The organism is Pseudorhodobacter aquimaris (assembly GCF_001202025.1).
GTDB lineage: Bacteria > Pseudomonadota > Alphaproteobacteria > Rhodobacterales > Rhodobacteraceae > Pseudorhodobacter > Pseudorhodobacter aquimaris.
In genome coordinates, this window is the sequence record NZ_LGHS01000068.1 from 1 (window position 1) to 16,774 (window position 16,774).

16 protein-coding genes and 3 pseudogenes are annotated in these 16,774 nt (G+C 54.9%); 9 read left to right on the forward strand and 10 right to left on the reverse strand.

Going from position 1 to position 16,774, the window contains the following annotated elements; all coding sequences use genetic code 11:
- From AKU94_RS19305 to AKU94_RS13450, 3 genes and pseudogenes are all read right to left on the reverse strand, one after another.
- Positions 1–548: pseudogene (locus AKU94_RS19305) on the reverse strand (helix-turn-helix domain-containing protein); the annotation flags it as partial.
- Positions 549–655: 107 nt separating this feature from the next.
- Positions 656–895 carry a hypothetical protein gene (locus AKU94_RS19770; protein ID WP_157056552.1) on the reverse strand — a complete coding sequence of 80 codons (240 nt, stop codon included), beginning with the start codon at positions 893–895 and terminating at the stop codon, positions 656–658.
- A 188-nt stretch (positions 896–1,083) separates the two neighbouring features.
- Complete coding sequence (locus AKU94_RS13450; RefSeq protein WP_050527787.1) at positions 1,084–1,869, reverse strand: hypothetical protein; 786 nt, start codon at positions 1,867–1,869, stop codon at positions 1,084–1,086.
- Positions 1,870–2,095: 226 nt separating this feature from the next.
- Between AKU94_RS13450 and AKU94_RS19310 the strand changes: the two are divergent.
- A pseudogene (locus AKU94_RS19310) lies at positions 2,096–2,532 on the forward strand (IS3 family transposase); the annotation flags it as partial.
- Position 2,533: 1 nt separating this feature from the next.
- On the opposite strand, the pseudogene AKU94_RS19315 reads toward AKU94_RS19310, so the two are convergent.
- The 6 genes and pseudogenes from AKU94_RS19315 to AKU94_RS13485 all read right to left on the reverse strand — a co-directional run.
- Positions 2,534–3,272: pseudogene (locus tag AKU94_RS19315) on the reverse strand (IS630 family transposase); the annotation flags it as partial.
- A gap of 74 nt (positions 3,273–3,346) precedes the next feature.
- A complete protein-coding gene (locus AKU94_RS13465) occupies positions 3,347–5,578 on the reverse strand; it encodes a tetratricopeptide repeat protein (RefSeq protein WP_050527788.1) in 2,232 nt (743 codons plus the stop codon).
- Positions 5,575–6,444: a flagellar motor stator protein MotA gene (gene motA, locus AKU94_RS13470; protein WP_050527789.1), complete on the reverse strand. Its 870-nt coding sequence runs from the start codon at positions 6,442–6,444 to the stop codon at positions 5,575–5,577. Before motA ends, AKU94_RS13465 begins: the two co-directional genes overlap by 4 nt.
- A 68-nt stretch (positions 6,445–6,512) precedes the next feature.
- Entirely contained in the window at positions 6,513–6,989 is a 477-nt protein-coding gene (locus AKU94_RS13475; protein WP_332307230.1) for a MotE family protein, read from the reverse strand.
- A 116-nt stretch (positions 6,990–7,105) separates the two neighbouring features.
- Entirely contained in the window at positions 7,106–7,501 is a 396-nt protein-coding gene (locus AKU94_RS13480; RefSeq protein WP_050527791.1) for a hypothetical protein, read from the reverse strand.
- A 13-nt stretch (positions 7,502–7,514) separates the two neighbouring features.
- Positions 7,515–7,997, reverse strand: a complete 483-nt coding sequence (locus AKU94_RS13485; RefSeq protein WP_050527792.1) for a flagellar basal body-associated FliL family protein — start codon at positions 7,995–7,997, stop codon at positions 7,515–7,517.
- A 108-nt stretch (positions 7,998–8,105) separates the two neighbouring features.
- On the opposite strand from AKU94_RS13485, the gene fliF reads away from it, so the two are divergent.
- The 4 genes from fliF to fliP are packed head-to-tail and all read left to right on the forward strand — an operon-like array spanning position 8,106 to position 11,308.
- A complete protein-coding gene (fliF, locus tag AKU94_RS13490) occupies positions 8,106–9,731 on the forward strand; it encodes a flagellar basal-body MS-ring/collar protein FliF (RefSeq protein ID WP_050527793.1) in 1,626 nt (541 codons plus the stop codon).
- The gene (locus AKU94_RS13495) at positions 9,731–10,327 is read left to right on the forward strand and encodes a FliH/SctL family protein (protein WP_050527794.1); all 597 of its coding nucleotides are present in this window, start codon (positions 9,731–9,733) and stop codon (positions 10,325–10,327) included. The genes fliF and AKU94_RS13495 overlap by 1 nt, the downstream gene beginning before the upstream one ends.
- Positions 10,320–10,589 (forward strand): FliM/FliN family flagellar motor switch protein, encoded by a 270-nt coding sequence (locus AKU94_RS13500; protein WP_050527795.1) that lies wholly within the window; start codon positions 10,320–10,322, stop codon positions 10,587–10,589. Before AKU94_RS13495 ends, AKU94_RS13500 begins: the two co-directional genes overlap by 8 nt.
- On the forward strand, positions 10,589–11,308 hold the full coding sequence (gene fliP / locus AKU94_RS13505) for a flagellar type III secretion system pore protein FliP (RefSeq protein ID WP_050527796.1): 720 nt from the start codon (positions 10,589–10,591) through the stop codon (positions 11,306–11,308). The genes AKU94_RS13500 and fliP overlap by 1 nt, the downstream gene beginning before the upstream one ends.
- 79 nt (positions 11,309–11,387) lie before the next feature.
- Here the strand turns inward: fliP and bhcR are convergent, their stop codons facing one another.
- The gene (gene bhcR / locus AKU94_RS13510) at positions 11,388–12,194 is read right to left on the reverse strand and encodes an HTH-type transcriptional regulator BhcR (RefSeq protein ID WP_050527797.1); all 807 of its coding nucleotides are present in this window, start codon (positions 12,192–12,194) and stop codon (positions 11,388–11,390) included.
- 194 nt (positions 12,195–12,388) lie between these two features.
- Between bhcR and bhcA the strand changes: the two genes are divergently transcribed.
- The 4 genes from bhcA (at position 12,389) to bhcD (ending at position 16,744) form a co-directional block, all read left to right on the forward strand.
- A complete protein-coding gene (bhcA, locus tag AKU94_RS13515; RefSeq protein ID WP_050527820.1) occupies positions 12,389–13,582 on the forward strand; it encodes an L-aspartate--glyoxylate aminotransferase BhcA in 1,194 nt (397 codons plus the stop codon).
- 4 nt (positions 13,583–13,586) lie between these two features.
- A complete protein-coding gene (gene bhcB, locus AKU94_RS13520) occupies positions 13,587–14,540 on the forward strand; it encodes a beta-hydroxyaspartate dehydratase BhcB (protein ID WP_050527798.1) in 954 nt (317 codons plus the stop codon).
- Between the two features lie 10 nt (positions 14,541–14,550).
- Positions 14,551–15,714 carry a 3-hydroxy-D-aspartate aldolase BhcC gene (bhcC, locus tag AKU94_RS13525; protein WP_050527799.1) on the forward strand — a complete coding sequence of 388 codons (1,164 nt, stop codon included), beginning with the start codon at positions 14,551–14,553 and terminating at the stop codon, positions 15,712–15,714.
- Between the two features lie 64 nt (positions 15,715–15,778).
- Positions 15,779–16,744 carry an iminosuccinate reductase BhcD gene (bhcD, locus tag AKU94_RS13530; RefSeq protein WP_050527800.1) on the forward strand — a complete coding sequence of 322 codons (966 nt, stop codon included), beginning with the start codon at positions 15,779–15,781 and terminating at the stop codon, positions 16,742–16,744.
- Positions 16,745–16,774 lie beyond the last annotated feature (30 nt).

Sequence of the window (16,774 nt, forward strand, 5' to 3'; positions counted from 1 at the left end):
AGTGGGCATCAAACAGCATCTCATGTGTTTGCAGCAGATAGGCCCGCACCAAGAATGCGCGGCTATGCGACAGCTTGATATGGGCGACCTACAGCTTGATGCGCTCACCGCCGACATAGGCCCAGTCCTCACTCCAGTCGAACTGGAAAGCCTCGCCCGGCGCGAACACCAGCGGCACGAAAGTCCCGCGATCTGTCGTGTGATGCGCACGCTGCCGTTCACCCTTCCAGTCCCGCACGAAAGCCGCAACACGCTCGTAGGAACCGTCATACCCAAGCTTTACAAGATCGGCATGCATCAGCTTCGCCGTTCGCCGTTCGGCGCTCCTTGCGTGATTTGCGCTGATCAGTCGTCAGCCATGCTGTAAGATGCTTGGCATAAGGGTCCAGTTTGCTGGGACGATCCGGCGCCTGAAACGCAGGTTCAACAATCCCTTCCCGCAAATACTTCTTGATCGTGTTGCGAGACACGCCCGTCCGACGCGCGATCTCGCGAATGGGCATCTTATCTCGCAGCGCCCATTTCCGAATAACTTTCAAAAATCCCATGTCTATCACCCCATGTGCCCTCAGCTGATTCAAGCCTGGGCAAGGTTGCACATGGGTCAATTCTCAATGACAATTTCTGCTGTTGCCGGGGCAGCTCTCAGTGACAATCAACAGGCTATTTCTTCAATTTGTTCAGAGTTTAGCGCCAAGCCTGCAATGTCTGGATTTTTACGGATTAAGGCCTCTCGCCTTTCACTGCCATCTGCCATTTTTGCTACGACGTCTATTGGGACACGTGGGCGAAGAGTGGACAAGGACTCACAGATTTTTTCGACCTGGCCGCGTGCAACACTGGGATGTGTTGCCAATAAAGTATCTATTTTCCTTTCCAACAAAGTCGCAAGCATACCATCCTATCGAGACATAGTTTTCCCAACAGCAGAAGGAGTGCGAGGCGAAATTAAAAACGTCCGTTGAACGATCCTCAAACGTACAGCCCACAGTCATTCGATGCACCGTTCACAAATGACGGTCGTGCGGGATAAAGCGGACACTCACGGAGCCTGGTCCAGAGGTCCGCCCCTGCGGACGACAATCATTTTTTCCGGGGTAGAACCTCACTAGGGTCGACCCCCGTATCACGGCAAAGTTGCGCGAAGAATTCGTCGGCACGCTCGGACATCGCGAACTCCTCGAATTGAGCCGAAGTAGAACCGTCCATTATCAGGCTTCCTTTCCCCGAAAGCGAGACGAACCGGCTGCGGCAGGCCTTCAGGTACGAAGCGAGATCGGACCGGGTGAGTGTCCCCTCTCGTTCGAGAAAAGCCTTCAGGATACATTCGGCATTCATCTCTACCCGCTGTTGACCCGCTGCTATGTCTAGCGGCTCCTTTTCAAGCATCGCACCGACCGCTCTATTCACAGATCTCTCCACCAAGATCATGTTAACCCAAGCGTCCGGCCAAATGTCACTGAGTCGAGCTTGGCTGACAGCATGGTCGCCGTCGAAGAGATGAATATCCTTCTCCGAGCCTTCTAGCGTCCGCAACTGAGCTTTTACGGCGTCTCTATAGGAGGAGTAACGCACAGAAACCCATATTTGACTGTACTCCAGACCTTCCGGATACCCCCATCGCATGACTTGGCCAGATACAACTACGGCCTTTCGCCGTCGACCGATTGGCACGATTGTAAGCTTGTTTTCCTCGACCCAACCTTTCAGAGCGCTCCGGTCTTTAGTCGCGATAGGGAGACGAACGTCGCCTTCGATCGCCGTCAGAAAATCCATCTCGGTGGAATGGATCATCAAAATTTGATCGTCGAAGGAGTTACTCTTTTGCATGTAGGGCTCACTATTCTGCACCTTATTCGGTTTTTCCATATAAGCGCAGACCGTAGTGATGTCGGCAAGGAACCGCGCTAGTGCTGGAAATCGAATTATCCTTCGGTGGGGGGCGCTATCCGCGCTGGCGAAGACAAAAGTTCTAAGACTTTACGCCATTTCGAGCCTGATCGAGTTTTTCAACAACATCGGCTCGATTGTGCCGTTCGCTGCGCTCCGCCAGAGCGGCAGCTTTCAAGAAGTGAACCAAGCGGATACCGATCTTGGATTGCGGGCCTTGCGCGGCCGTCCCGCCAGTCGCAGGCAACGGACTGACTTGGTCACATTTGCACATATCAAGGAACAATCTCGACTTAGCCTTGGTCGCTACGGCAGGCCACGGATGACCGAAAAGCTGAAAAGAGATTGCTCTGAATGTCGGTCATCGTTGCGTTGGCCGCTTGACGCGTCAGAACGGCATATCTGTTGTTCGGACACGTAAACATAAGGTCACGACAGCTAGCAATCATAAGTTCAAAATTGCGCCCAATCTGCTGGATAGGGACTTTATCGCCGCGGGGCCAAACCCGACATGGGCAGGCGACATTAGTTATGTGTGGACCCGGGAGGGCTGGCGTCCGACATGGGCCTCAGACCAGCGGCGGCCCTATGTCGAACTTGGCTGTCATCCTTGATCTGCATTCACGCCGTGTGATCGGCTGGCCGCGTCGATCTTTTTGAGGAAGTCGAGAAACTCGATTGCCCGATGGCGCTTGTAGCATTTGCCGATCACCGCCAGCGTGGCGATGTCCAACGCGGCAAACAACGACGTCGTGCCATGTCGGATGTAGGTATGGGTTCTGCGCTCGGCGACACCCGGTGCCATCGGCAGCACGGGCTGTTCCCGATCCAATGCCTGGATTTACGATTTTTCGTCTACGCACAAAACGATAGCCCTGTCCGGCGGTGACATGTAGAGGCCGACGATGTCCTGCACCGTGTCGACGAACAGCGGATCGGTCGAGAGCTTGAACGTCTCGCTCCGATGCGGCTGCAGACCAAATGCGGCCCATATGCGCCGGATGGTGGTGTGCGAAAGGCGGTCGCCGCGGCCATCGAACGGATCGACCAATGGGTGGCGTCCTTCGGCGTGGCGTTCAAAGTGCGCTCATCACCTCCGCCACCTGTGCATCCGACACCGTACGCGGGCGACCGGGACGGCACTCGTCGGTAAGCCCTTCGATCCTATCTTTCACGAACCGCCTGCGCCACTTACCAACGGTGTGTTCATGCATTCCGAGTCGGACACCCACTTCCTTGCTTTGCAAGCCTTCCGCACAGAGCAGGATAATTCGGCACCGATCCGATAGAGACCGCGCCGCCTTGTGCCGACGCACCTGCGCTTCCAGAAAGGTTCGTTCCTCATTGCTCAGGATCACCTCGGCCACCGCACGTCCCGCTATCGCAGCATCTCCTGTTTCACATCACAGAAATGATACGAATTATAGTTCCGGGCGACTAGGGCGTAAGGTGCCTTTTACGGGATAGGTTCATCTGAAATCAGTTTTTCCAAGAGGGCGCGTGCGGCGACACTTTCCTCCAAGGTGGCACGGCCTTGCGCGAGTGGCCCCTGCGCTTGCGATTCGGTTTCAGGAAGTACTGCAGAGTTAGTGTTCTGAGAAAGATCCGTGTCCACAACGAGCGCTGCGGCCTCCTGCCAAATACCACCTGGTGCCAAAGTAACAAGCTTTGGCCACTCTTCTTGTTGCCGCGCTGTGCGAGCGGCTTCATCTCGCTGCCCGGCATTTGCCAATTGCTCAACTGCATCGGGGGTTCGGAGTGCTGCGAGCGCCTTAACCCTCAATGCGTCTGCTGCGTCACCAGAAAGATTCGCAAGATAGTCTAGCGCAGTAATGGCATCACTGCGTGCGATTTCAGCCTCGGCCCGCAACAGTAGATCTGAAGCAGCCATTTCATTGGGGTTAGCAGCATTTGGGCTAACCCATTTGATTGCTTGATCTGGAAAGTTGAGATCAAGCAAGCGGCGTGCCAGCTTTTGTCGGGTCGCTATGGACGTATTTGGAATTCGGGCTGATTTTTGTAATATTGCATGGTTTAAGATAGCCCGATCTGTGCCGCGTTCTGCAAGTATGCGCCAAATAGGTGTGGCCTCCTGAATTGGAATGGCCGACGTCTCAAAGGCTAACGTATAGCGGTCTTGTGATGCGTAGGCCAATGCAATTGCGTTGCGCAGATCGCTTTCACCAACACCGCCCCTTGCCTCTTTTAGCAAGGCTTCAGCAGATGTTGTTAAGTCTAAACTTACTTCTTGCCCATCGTTTGCGAGCATTTGAATAAGCGCAATAGTTGATTCAACCCCGGCAGGCCCCGAGCTTCCCGAAAGAGGGGAGAGAATGGCCTCGGCATTGACGGTGTCACCTTTCGCCAGATCAATTCTGGCCTTCATGAGTTGAACAGCAGCGGTGTCATCTCCGGGTGCGCGCAGGATAGCATCGCGAATTGCTCTCGCCGTGGCGGTATCGCCCTGCGCCAAGAACCTATTCGCCAAGCCCGGCCCAAGTTGCCGTCGCAGATGCAAAGGCAAGCCAGAAAAGCTGCGCAAGACCGCGGGAATGGCGACTTGGTTTGGCGAAGGCAGCTCGGCTTTGGACAACACGGCCCAAAATGACGCCAAGGAATCGCAGATCTCCATACCATCAAAAACCGTACCTGGCGGGACCTCCATATCTACGATGTAGGACATCGTTTCCCATATTCTGCGATCAGGCATATCTACATTTAGTGCCGAAAGAGTTTGGCGCGCTTCCGCACCGAAGCCCAAAGCCAGAAGGTACTGCACACGGCGCGTGATGGCATCTTGGCTAGGCCGGTCAAACTCGCCGACAAGACTGGTTGTATTTGTTGCGAAATCCAGCGCAGGATTCCCGGACCCTGCCCAGGTTGTGATGTCAAGCCGCGCATCGGCAAAACAGGGGGTCCCATTTCCTGTCATGCTATCCAACTGGCGTTCAGATGCAGTGGGATCAATTCCAATGTGATTGCCTGTGCTAATGTTGTTTTTGGCGCCAGCGGTGGCAGCTGGTGCGTCCCCAATGTCCAGTTTTCCTGTGGCTTCAACCATTCCTGCAGCAACAGCTTTGCTGAGTTGCCACAACAATTCATCCCGAGCCTTATTAAGCTGCAAGGGTGGGTTTTCCAGTGGAATAGAGTGTTCGGGCTGAGGGCTTCGCGCTGCAGTGCCTATCGCGTTAGCAAAAGCTTTGGCCTCAAGTGTTGTCATCTTGTCTTCGGGCTCCGGCGCGACGACGGCAGGTGTTGCGCCAGCTGCAGATGTTAGCGATTGCAACTTCGTACCATCTACCTTCAACTCAAAAGATGAGCCTTCGGGAGCGCTGCCATCCTTGATATCCACGACCAAAATGCCAGGCTCAAGCTCAAAAGGCATTGCATAACAATCACAGTCTAATGTCAGGCGTACAGAAGATGAGTTTGGCACCGCTGTGATCTTGGATAGGCGTTTGGTCGTCAACCGACGATATACATCGCTCAGGTCAAAGCGCGGCTTCTGCCCCTTCATATCCAATATGTAACCATCATCCGTTCTGTTTAAAGACCATTCGGCCGAGCCTGAATAACTAAACACAAGTCGTGAAAATCCAGAATGCTCGCCAGAGGTCACGGCAATACTTTGCGCGTTCCCCGTTTGAAATGAGGCCAAAAAGAATAGAATGGTGATCAGTAACTTCATGCCGCTTCCTGTTTCAAACCACGCAACGCTTCCTCAAGGTCTGAAAAGCTGGGTCTGACGTGATGTGGGGTGTTTTGACGACCGACTTCGATACAGATATTTGCAGGGTGGTTGTGAAGATTGGCGATCAGGACTTCTCGGATCAGGAGGTAGAAATGGTTGTCGTCCTCAGTTACCGATTTCACCCGTGACGCGAATGGTCCAACCAAGCCGTATGCGAGGAATACGCCCAAAAAAGTCCCGACCAATGCGCCACCGATCATTTTTCCCAAAATCTCGGGGGGCTGGTCCAATGCACCCATAGTCTTGATGATACCCAAAACCGCGGCGACGATTCCAAGAGCGGGCAGGGCATCGGCCATACTTTGAAGTGCATGGCTGGAATGCATTGCATGATTTTGAGTCGTTTCCATGCGCTTGTCCAGCACCTCTTCTACTTGATGTGGATCATCATAATTCATAGATGCCGCGCGCAATGTGTCGCAAATCAGCTCAATGGATTCGTGGTCTTTCTGGATGTTTGGATAACGTTGGAATACGCTCGATTCCGAAGGGTTCTCAATGTGCTCTTCAAGTGCAACAGGATTTGCTTTCGCAATGCGAATAAGCTCGAATAACAGGCACAGAAGGTCACGATAGTCGGCCGGTTTCCACTTCGGCCCTTTGAATACTTTTCCAAGATCACGCCCTGTGGCCTTAACCGCCGCAAAGTCGTTTGAGACAAAAAATGTGCCTATTGCAGCACCACCGATCATAATCATCTCAAACGGCATTGCCTTGAGGATGATACCAAGTTTGCCGCCAGCAAGCACAAAGCCGCCGAAAACCATGACAAAGATGACAAGGATACCTATGAGGCCAAACATGTGCTGCTCCTGAAGTTGTTCGTTGCTGCCAAAGTGGCAGAGACCCGTTAATAAAGCCTGATCTCAGCTTAGTTTTTAGGAACTTTGGCGTTGCGGCCGGCCAAAAGAACACTGACGGTATATGCATCTTCGGGTGTCATTCCCGACAGGATCGCAGCAGATGATTCCGGACGCATACGCCCCAGAAAACCCGCAGCAAATTCTGGTGCCATTGTTGCGAATAATGCGGCGGCATCTTTGGGCTTCATAGATTGATAGACCTCGGTGAGCCGGGTCAGGTCTGCCTCTGACGCGCCATCCGCACGGGCCAGGGTATCGCTCAATTTTGCCTCCGCTTCTGCAAGTTTTGCCAAGCGTTGCTCTATGGCGTCATCTGCAAGAGAGAGTGCGGCAAATCGATCGGTTAGGGCTGCCTCGCGTGCTGAGACGCGCATTTCACGCTCGGCCAGCGCTTCTGCCAATGCAAGCGGCGGCGTGGGGCAGCTCAGCGCTTTGGCGGCAGGACTTCCTGATGTATCCGCCACCTCCGTGCCGGTGCGCGCCATCGCCAAGCCGATTCCATCGCCCAACCGAATTAGGCCAGAGACTGCCATAAAAGCCGCCAAGGTTACCAATGCCCCCCGTCCCGACTTTTTCCGTGCCGAGACCTTTTTCTGCGCTTTCATTCCGCAGCCTCCAAATTATCGTGCGACAACTTGCGACGCACGAAACGAAGACGTTTTTCAGGTTCATGACCCGACGAATCAGATTTGGCCGCATTTGATTTTGGCGCATCCGGCAGGTCATGCATTGAGGCCAGCAAAAGCTCCAACCGCGCGGCAACACCCTCGCCCCGCTGAGTCAAGCTATCAAGTGACTTCGCCTGATGATCGGCAGCGCCACGCGCTTTTTCCAATACGCGTGTCATGTCGTCAACCTGTGAGGACAGAACAGCAATTGCCCCGCCCATACCCGTCTCCAGTGTTTGCAGCTTTTTCAACCTGCGCGCCAGAATGTAGCAGTAGATCGCGGCGCCAAATGCACCGGATGCCAAAAGAATGTCAGCGATTAGTTGCATTTTCTTACCTCACTCAGTTCAATACAAATTCGGTTATCAAAAGGTCGCGCACGCGCCCTTCGCCGGTCACGATTTGAATTCGTCGCAGCATATGCGCGCGAATACGGATCAGGGCGGACGGATCTTCTAGCTGGGTCACATCGATTGCCCGCAGATAGCCGTTCATGATGTCCATGATGCGCGGCATAAGAAGAGTTACCTCCTCAACCATCGGGGTGTTCACCTCAATCTGTGAGGTAAAGCGTAAGTGGCGCGCAGAAGAGCCGGGTGTCAGGGAAACGATGATCGGTTCCACTGGCACAAAGGCGATGTCTGGCAGCGGGCTGGATGTAACGACAGCCACCTCTTCCTCATGCGCGCCCAAGATCATCCCTGACCAGGTCGCGTAAAAACCACCGCCCCCCAAAACAAGCGCCAAGACCGCGCCGATCATAATCGGAAGCTTTGATTTTTTTTTCGGGGTGGCTTCTTCGTCTGGGGTTTCAGCCTCGGCCATCGGGTACTCCGTCCATTGCTCATAAAATATCTATAAGCCGCTGGTCACTAACCGATTATTAATATCAATCCGCGAAACCTGAGGGTGAGTGGGGCAGAAGCCTCGAAAATGGAAAGAATGTCCGTGCAAAACCTTATTTCGCTTTGGTCCTCCCTCAATATGCGTCGTCGAATCATTATTGTCGGTGCAACGGTTGCAATGTTTTTGGCCGTTATTGGATTATCACGTATGGCCACCAACCCGGAAATGTCGCTGCTTTACGCAGGGCTGGATAGTAGCGCGGCCGGCGAGGTGGTGCGCGCCCTGGACCAGCGTGGCGTTATTTATGAGGTGGTTGGCGATACGATCCGTGTCGAAAGCGGCCAGCGTGATTCGTTGCGTATGACGCTTGCGGCCGAAGGTTTGCCAACGTCCGGTGGCGCAGGATATGAGCTGCTTGACGGCCTTTCAGGGTTTGGAACAACCTCACAAATGTTTGACGCGGCCTATTGGCGCGCAAAAGAAGGGGAGCTGGCCCGCACAATTGTGGCATCTCCTGCGATTCGTGCCGCACGGGTCCATATAGCACAGACGCAGGCCCAGCCCTTTCAGCGGGACCGCCGCCCGACGGCAAGTGTAACCGTAACCTCTGCATCGGGCGCTTTGGGCGCTGGACAGGCGAATGCGGTGCGCCATCTGGTTGCGGCTGCGGTTGCAGGGATGCAGCCCGATGATGTCTCAGTAATCGACAGTGTTTCCGGGTTTATTCCGTCGGGGGATGCGGCGTTCTCTCCTACCAAGGGCGGGGATGCGCGTGCAGAAGAATTGAAACGTAATATCGAGCGGTTGCTCGTTGCCCGCGTTGGCCCTGGCAAAGCTATTGTTGAAGTGGCCATCGATGTGGAAACCGATCGCGAGCAGATTACCGAACGTCGTTTTGATCCGGAAAGCCGTGTCGCAATTTCCTCGGACACCGAAGAGCGCAGCAACTCCGCAACGCAACCCAGTAACGATGTTACGGTCGCCTCGAACTTGCCCGAAGGCGATGCAGGGGCAGGCGGTCAAGGGTCAAGCAACTCTACGGAAACGCGTGAGCGAGTAAATTATGAAGTGTCTGAAACACAAAGAGAAATCATAAAATCCCCCGGTGCGTTGCGTCGTATCTCGGTGGCTGTCCTGGTCGACGGTGAACAAGTAGCGGCGGCGGATGGTACCGTCGCATGGGAGCCGCGCAGCGAAGAAGAGCTTGGGATCTTGCGAGAGCTGGTCATGTCTGCTGCCGGCCTGGATGAGGCGCGTGGGGACGTTCTGGTATTGAAATCACTCGCCTTTGAGCCGATCACAGAAGCGGGCAGCATCGCCGAGAGCAGTATAATGTCTGCCGTCGGTCCACTTGACATTGTCTCGCTAATTCAGGCTGCTGTTTTGGGGGTTGTTGCCCTGATCCTGGGCCTGTTCGTGCTGCGCCCTCTTATGATGAACGGGTCTCGCAATAATACCGTGACCACGGAGAGTGCAGCCCTTGCATTGCCCCCCGCCGAAGGAAAATCAGCAACGGCACAAGAGCCCAGAGTCCTGACCGGCGAAATTGATGATCAGGACATGCCTGACCTGTCGGTTGTCTCATATGATGAAAACGGCAAAGTCGATGCAGACCCCATGGCCCGCCTGCGTCGCCTGATTGATGAGCGCCAAAGTGAAAGTGTGGAAATTCTGCGTGGCTGGATGGAGACCGATGAAGAGGAGAACGCGTAATGCCCCCCCTTCAGCTGGAAGTTTTTGAAACCAAATCTGATGAAGGGTCAGCGACTCTTGTCACCGATTTGAACGCGATGGAGGAGGCGCGTCTCGCAGCATATGAGCAAGGATATGCTGCAGGTTGGGAAGATGCTGTGGCGGCACAGACAGGTGAGCGGAACCAGATGGCCGCTGATCTGGCGCATAATTTGCAGTCTTTGAATTTCACCTATCATGAGGCGCGCACCCATGTTTTGAAGGGGTTAGAGCCACTTTTAATGGATATTGTTGGGCATTTATTGCCAGCGATCGCATCTGGCGTTCTGGCACCCGTCGTTGAGAAATCGCTGATGCCGCTGGCAGCCATGGCTGCCGATACCCCGATAAAACTTTTGTTCAACCCCGCAGCGCGCGAAGTGATCGAACCCTTGATTGACCATGAAAATGCCCCGCCACTGACCCTGGTAGAGGAGCCAACGCTTGGTGAGGGGCAGGTTTTCCTACGCCTCGGCGACTGTGAAACCCGTGTCGATCTTGATGGCGCCATAGCTGAAATCAAGGATGCGCTGTCGGACTTCTTTACCCTTACAACCAAGGACCAAAATCATGGATGATCTTGCTGATAATAACCCCTTCAGCCAAGTGCCGATCGAAATTACCATATCTGTCGGTCGGGCGCGGCCACAGGTCAAAGAGCTTTTAAAGCTGGAAAAAGATGCCGTTCTTGCATTGGACCGCCGCGTCGATGACCCTGTCGAACTTTGGGTCGGTGACCGTCTGATCGCACGTGGAGAGCTGGAAGAGATGGAGGGCGAAAATGCGGGTCGTCTGGCCGTGCGATTGACAGAAGTTGCAAACCTGAAGGGTGGGCTTTGATGCATCGGCTTCTTGGCTTTGCCTTACTTCTGAGCGTCCTTGCCTCCCCGGGTTTTGCGCAGCAAGTAACACTTGATCTAGGAGACGGGGCGTCGCTTTCCGGTCGCGCGGTGCAGCTTATGGCTTTGGTCACCGTGCTCAGCTTGGTGCCCGGAATAGCGATTATGGTCACCTGTTTCCCCTTTATCGTAACGGTGCTTTCTATTATGCGGCAGGCCATCGGCTTGCAGCAATCGCCACCAAACATGCTCATCATCAGCCTTGCGATGTTTCTGACGTGGTTCGTCATGGAGCCGGTATTCACCGAGGCATGGCTGCAGGGCGTCAAGCCGTTGACAGAAAATACCCTTTCCTTTGAAGAGGCGTTTTACGCCACACTTGGCCCGTTCAGAGGGTTTATGTCGGCGCGAATGGATGTCGACACATTTGCAACCATGCAAGCGCTGCGTCCGGGTGAGGCAAGCGCGCCGATCGACTCCCCTCTATCGCTATTGGTGCCATCCTTTTTGCTGTCGGAAATTCAGCGGGCGTTTGAAATCGGTTTCCTTATCTACCTACCTTTTTTGATTATCGACCTGGTTGTTGCTGCGGTTTTGATGTCGATGGGCATGATGATGGTCCCCCCCGCTGTGGTATCAATGCCATTCAAACTGGCCTTCTTCGTGGTCGCGGATGGTTGGGCACTTGTATCAGGGGCACTTGTTCGAAGCTATTTTTAACAGGCTTTGTGTGGAGTTAGATAGCCGAGATGTTGCATTGCGCTTGCAGGCGACACCAAGCCATCGGCCACTCTACCCATCAAGCCCCCAAGCTGGCAGAGACTTGCGCCCCCGCTTTTTGAACCAACCTGCCAATTGCGACGGTTTTTTCAGGCGTCAAGCGATGTGATGGGCCAGAGATAGATATTCCGCCGACAGCCTCGCCGTAGAAATTGGTGATCGGAGCCGCAATACAGCGCATACCGATGGCTTTTTCCTCATCATCAAAAGAAAAGCCCTGTTTGCGGATCAAGCTAAGCTCTTGGATCAGACTCTCGGCAGTGCATATCGTATTTTGTGTAAAAGGTGGCAGAGGGTTATCGACAAGATAGCGGCTCAATTGCTTTTCAGAATACATCGCCAACAGCGCCTTGCCGATACCGGAGGCGTGCATCGGCGCCTGTGTCCCCGGAGGAAAAAATGCGCGAATGGACTCATGGGTTTCCACTTGGGCGACGAAAACCACGTTATCTTCACGCTCTATCCCCAGATTGGAGGTTTCGCCGGTTTGATCACGCAGCAGCTGCATGACGGGCATCGCGCGGGTGATAAGGTTGCTGCGCCGCAAAAACGCGCTGCCGATCCGGAATGCCTCTGCCCCGATTGACCATTCTTGTGATGCTGGATTTACCTCAGCCACGCCGCGCAGTCGGAAGGTGGAGAGCACACGATAGATCGTTGCGGGCGATTGCCCCATGTTTTCGGCGATTTGTGACAAGGTCATGGCGCCGCCTTTGGCCAAGGTTTCCAAGACGTCAATTGCGCGATCCAATGACTGAATGATGTTCTGGCTTTCATCACCATCGAACCGTTTCGGCCGACCTCTGTTGCGCTGACTATTGGTCATGTATCGGCTCTTTCGTCGAAAATACGGGGACGTAGAGGATTAAATGAAAAATCATTTCTGTAAATGAAAAAATGTAACACCCCGAATATCATACCAAAAATATGTTATATTGTGTTTTGAAAAAATATTTCAAAAAAATTGAGCCGGTGCGCAACTCCCCCTAGTCTTATCGCAACCCTATGGAGGAGAATGTCATGACCTTTCAAAATCCGGTCTTTATTCCCGGCCCCACCAATATGCCGGAAGCGATCCGTCAAGCCTGCTATATGCCAACGATAGATCATCGCTCTCCTGTATTTGGCAAGATTTTACATCCCTGCCTTGAGGGCGTGGGAAAGGTTCTGAAATCGAACAGCGCCAAGATTTTCATCTTTCCGTCGACGGGAACAGGCGGCTGGGAAACAGCCTTGACGAACACGCTGAGCAAGGGCGACAAAGTTCTGGCCGCGCGCAATGGTATGTTCAGTCACCGTTGGATTGATATGTGCCAACGTCACGGGCTGGATGTGCAAGTCATTGAGACCCCGTGGGGCGACGGCCTGCCAGCCGACAAATATGAAGAAATTCTGCGCGGCGATAAATCCCACAGTATCAAGGTTGTTTTGGCCACGCATAATGAGACCGCAACTGGCGTGAAGTCCGATATTGCGGCCATGCGCCGGGCGTTGGACGCGGCAAACCATCCTGCGATGCTCTATGTAGATGGGGTATCCTCTATTGGTTCGATGGATTTCCGGATGGATGAGTGGGGCGTTGATATTGCGGTGACCGGCAGCCAGAAGGGTTTCATGCTGCCCGCAGGCCTTGCGATTGTCGGTTTTTCCGAAAAGGCGATGAAGGCCGTGGAAACCGCGACCCTGCCGCGTACTTTTTTTGATGTGCGTAATATGGCCAAAGGCTATGGCAATAACGCCTATCCCTATACGCCGCCGGTCGGTCTGATGAATGGTCTCAAGGCGTCATTGGCGATGATTGAGGCCGAGGGGCTGGAAAATGTCTTTGCCCGTCATACCCGCATAGCCGAGGGCGTGCGCCGTGCGGTGGACGCTTGGGGATTGACGCTTTGTGCGACGTCGCCGGATGTTTATTCCGATACCGTTTCCGCCATTTGCACGCCCGAAGGTTTCAATGCGACCGATATCGTGACGGTTGGCGCACGCGATTATGACATGGCCTTTGGTGTCGGCTTGGGGGAGGTTGCGGGCAAACTGTTCCGCATCGGCCATCTTGGCAGCCTGACCGATGCGATGATGCTCTCGGGGTTGGCGACGGCGGAAATGGTGATGGTGGACCTTGGGCTGGATATCACGCTTGGGTCCGGTGTTGCGGCGGCGCAGGAGTATTACCGTCTTGGGTCGGGTAAATCCAAACGTATCGCGGCGGAGTGAGATTATGTATATCCCCACACTCGCCGATATGCTGGTCGCGCATGAACGGATCAAACCCTATATCCACCGCACGCCTGTTCTGGCCTCGCAATACCTCAATGATCTGACGGGGGCCGAGCTGTTTTTCAAATGTGAGAACCTGCAAAAAGCCGGTGCCTTCAAGGCGCGAGGCGCGTCCAACGCCGTGTTTGGCCTGACCGAGGAACAGGCCGCCAAAGGCGTTGCCACCCATTCCAGCGGCAATCACGGGACGTGCTTGTCCTATGCCGCGGGTCGGCGGGGCATTCCTTGCACCGTGGTCATGCCCCGCACCGCGCCTCAGGCCAAGAAAGAAGCCGTGCGCGGTTATGGCGGCCGTGTGGTGGAATGTGAGCCGTCAACCACCAGCCGTGAGGCGGTCTTTGCCGAGGTGGTGGCGGAGACGGGCGCGGAATTTGTGCATCCCTATAATGATCCGCGTGTGATCGCGGGACAGGCGACCTGTTCAAAGGAGCTGATCGAGCAGGCGCAGGGCCTTGATGCGGTGATCGCCCCCATCGGGGGGGGCGGTATGGTTTCGGGCACTTGCCTGACGCTGTCCAACCTTGCGCCGCAGATCAAGATTTATGCCGCCGAACCGGAACAGGCCGATGATGCCTATCGCAGCTTCAAGGCCGGTCATATCATTGCCGATGACGCGCCGGTGACGGTGGCCGATGGGCTGAAGGTGCCGCTAAAGGATCTGACGTGGCATTTCGTGCAAAGCCACGTCACCGATATTCTGACGGCCTCGGACCAAGAGATCATCGACGCGATGTTATTGATCTGGAAGCGGATGAAGATCGTGATGGAGCCGTCGAGCGCTGTACCTTTGGCGACCATTCTCAAGAACAAAGAGATTTTCGCGGGCAAGCGCGTGGGCGTGATTATCACCGGGGGCAATGTCGATCTCGACCTGCTTCCCTGGCAGCAGAAGTGAGGGCAAAAGTATGAATACAGATACAAATTTTGATAACTATGAGGTCGGTTACGACATTCCCGCCAAGCCCGGTATGGATGAGGCGGATATCCAGACGCCGTGCCTGATCCTCGATCTGGATGCGCTGGAACGGAACGTGAAAAAGATGGGTGACTATGCCAAAGCCCACGGTATGCGTCATCGCGCGCATGGCAAAATGCACAAGTCGGTCGATGTTTTGAAGCTGCAAATGGAGATGGGCGGGGCGATCGGCGTTTGCTGTCAGAAAGTGTCAGAGGCTGAAGTGTTTGCGCGCGCGGGCATCAAGGAGATCCTCGTATCCAATCAGGTGCGGGAGGCGGCCAAGATCGACCGTCTGGCGCGGATGCCGAAACTTGGGGCAAATGTAATTGTCTGTGTCGATGACGTGGCCAATATCGCCGATCTGTCGGCGGCCGTACAAAAACATGGGACCGAGCTGGGCGTGTTCATCGAGATTGACTGCGGCGCGGGCCGTTGCGGCGTCAAGACGACCGAGGCCGTGGTTGAAATCGCCAAGGCCGCAGCCGCCGCGCCGGGGCTGACGTACCGCGGTATTCAGGCCTATCAAGGCGCAATGCAGCATATGGACAGCTTTGATGATCGTAAGGCCAAGCTTGATGCGGCCATCGCGCAGGTTTCCGATGCCGTTGAGGCATTGAAAGCCGAGGGGTTGGAAACCGAACTGGTTTCCGGCGGGGGCACGGGTTCCTATTACTTCGAGAGCAATTCAGGGATTTATAATGAATTGCAGTGTGGTTCCTATGCCTTCATGGATGCCGATTATGGCCGTATTCACGACCAGGATGGCAAGCGCATCGATCAGGGCGAATGGGAAAACGCGTTGTTTATTCTGACCAGCGTGATGAGCCATGCAAAGCCCGATAAAGCCATTGTTGATGCGGGCCTCAAGGCGCAATCGATTGACAGCGGTCTGCCGTTCATCTTTGGCCGCGACGATGTGAAATATATCAAATGCAGCGACGAACACGGTGTTGTTGAGGATCCTGACGGGGCGCTGAAGGTGAATGACAAGCTGCGCTTGGTGCCGGGCCACTGTGACCCGACGTGCAACGTGCATGACTGGTATGTCGGTGTGCGCGGCGGCAAGGTGGAAACGGTCTGGCCGGTCTCGGCGCGCGGCAAGGCCTATTGATTGCCCCTAGCGGGATGGTTTGAGCAGATAAAGGGCAGGGCTCGGCCTTGCAGAAGGGATGTCTATGTGGATTGTACCAGAGGCGAAGATTGCCGATTTGATGGATCGGGCGACCTGTTTTACGGCAATCGAAGGGGTGTTTGCCGCGATGTCGCGCGGCGATGCCTATAACTTTCCGGTCATCCGCGAGTCTATTGGCCATGCTGATGCGCTTTATGGGTTCAAGTCGGGGTTTGACCGGCAGGGATTGGCGTTGGGCCTTAAATCCGGGGGCTATTGGCCCGGCAATGAGGCCAAGGGGCTGACCAACCACCAGTCCACCGTTGTCTTGTTCGATGCAGATACCGGCAAGGTAAAGGCGCTGGTCGGCGGGAACCTGTTGACAGCCCTGCGCACGGCTGCGGCTTCTTCGGTCTCTATCCGCCATTTGGCGCGTGAGGACGCCAAGGTTTTGGGCATGGTCGGCGCGGGGCACCAATCCGCCTTCCAGATGCGGGCCGCGGTGGAACAGCGCCAGTTTGAAAAGGTCGTGGGCTGGAACCTTCATCCTGAAATGCTCGACCGCCTTGCCAATACCGCCCAAGAGCTGGGCCTGCCGTTTGAGGCCGTCAGCCTAGACGAGCTGGGCGCGCAATCGGATGTGATCATCACGATTACCTCCAGCTTTGATCCGATTTTACATGCCGCACAGATCAAACCCGGCACGCATATCGCCTGCATGGGCACGGACACCAAGGGCAAGCAAGAAGTAGGCGCCGATCTGGTGGCGCGCGCGACGGTGTTTACCGATGAGGTCGCGCAGGCGATCAGCATCGGTGAATGTCAACACGCCATTGCCAGCGGTGTTCTGGCCGAGACTGATATTGCCGAACTCGGCGCCGTGATCAACGGCACCCACAAAGGTCGCAGCAGCGTCGAAGAGGTAACGCTGTTTGATGGCACCGGTGTTGGCTTGCAGGATCTGGCCGTGGCGGCGGCGGTGGTTGATCTGGCCATTACCAAAGGTGTCGCAATCGAAGTGGATTTCTAAAAACCCAGTCCCCTTTTTTTCGCAAAGGGG